The organism is Rubrivivax benzoatilyticus JA2 = ATCC BAA-35, from assembly GCF_000190375.1.
Taxonomy (GTDB): Bacteria; Pseudomonadota; Gammaproteobacteria; order Burkholderiales; family Burkholderiaceae_C; genus Rubrivivax; species Rubrivivax benzoatilyticus.
In genome coordinates, this window is record NZ_AEWG01000030.1 from 1 (window position 1) to 1,186 (window position 1,186).

The window sequence follows — 1,186 nt, forward strand, 5'->3', positions numbered from 1 at the left end:
ATGGCAAAGGGTAAGTTCGAACGCACGAAGCCGCACGTGAACGTGGGCACGATCGGGCACGTCGACCACGGCAAGACGACGCTGACGGCGGCGATCACGACGATCCTGGCGGCGAAGTTTGGTGGTGAAGCGAAGGCGTACGACCAGATCGACGCGGCGCCGGAAGAGAAGGCGCGTGGCATCACGATCAACACGGCGCACGTGGAGTACGAGACGGCGACGCGTCACTACGCGCACGTTGACTGCCCGGGGCACGCTGACTACGTGAAGAACATGATCACGGGTGCGGCGCAGATGGACGGTGCGATCCTGGTGTGCTCGGCCGCTGACGGCCCGATGCCGCAGACGCGCGAGCACATCCTGCTGGCCCGTCAGGTCGGTGTGCCGTACATCATCGTGTTCCTGAACAAGTGCGACATGGTCGACGACGCCGAGCTGCTCGAGCTCGTCGAGATGGAAGTTCGCGAACTGCTGAGCAAGTACGACTTCCCGGGCGACGACACGCCGATCATCAAGGGCTCGGCCAAGCTGGCGATCGAAGGCGACAAGGGTGACCTGGGCGAACAGGCCATCTTCCGTCTGGCCGACGCGCTGGACAGCTACATCCCGACGCCGGAGCGCGCGGTGGACGGCACGTTCCTGATGCCGGTGGAAGACGTGTTCTCGATCTCGGGCCGCGGCACCGTGGTGACGGGCCGTGTCGAACGCGGCGTGATCAAGGTCGGCGAGGAAATCGAGATCGTCGGCATCCGTCCGACCGTCAAGACGACCTGCACGGGCGTGGAAATGTTCCGCAAGCTGCTGGACCAAGGTCAGGCTGGTGACAACGTCGGCATCCTGCTGCGTGGCACGAAGCGTGAAGAAGTCGAGCGCGGCCAGGTGCTGTGCAAGCCGGGTTCGGTGAAGCCGCACACGCACTTCACGGCCGAGATCTACGTTCTGAGCAAGGAAGAAGGCGGCCGTCACACGCCGTTCTTCAACAACTACCGCCCGCAGTTCTACTTCCGCACGACGGACGTGACGGGCGCGGTGGAGCTGCCGAAGGACAAGGAAATGGTGATGCCGGGCGACAACGTGTCGATCACGGTGAAGCTGATCGCCCCGATCGCGATGGAAGAAGGCCTGCGCTTCGCCATCCGTGAAGGTGGTCGCACCGTCGGCGCCGGCGTCGTCGCGAAGATCATCG

1 protein-coding gene is annotated in these 1,186 nt (G+C 64.2%); it reads left to right on the top strand.

Going from position 1 to position 1,186, the window contains the following annotated elements; translation table 11 throughout:
- Window positions 1–1,186 (top strand): elongation factor Tu (tuf, locus tag RBXJA2T_RS03200; protein WP_009855878.1); only part of this gene is annotated, 1,186 nt, incomplete at its 3' end.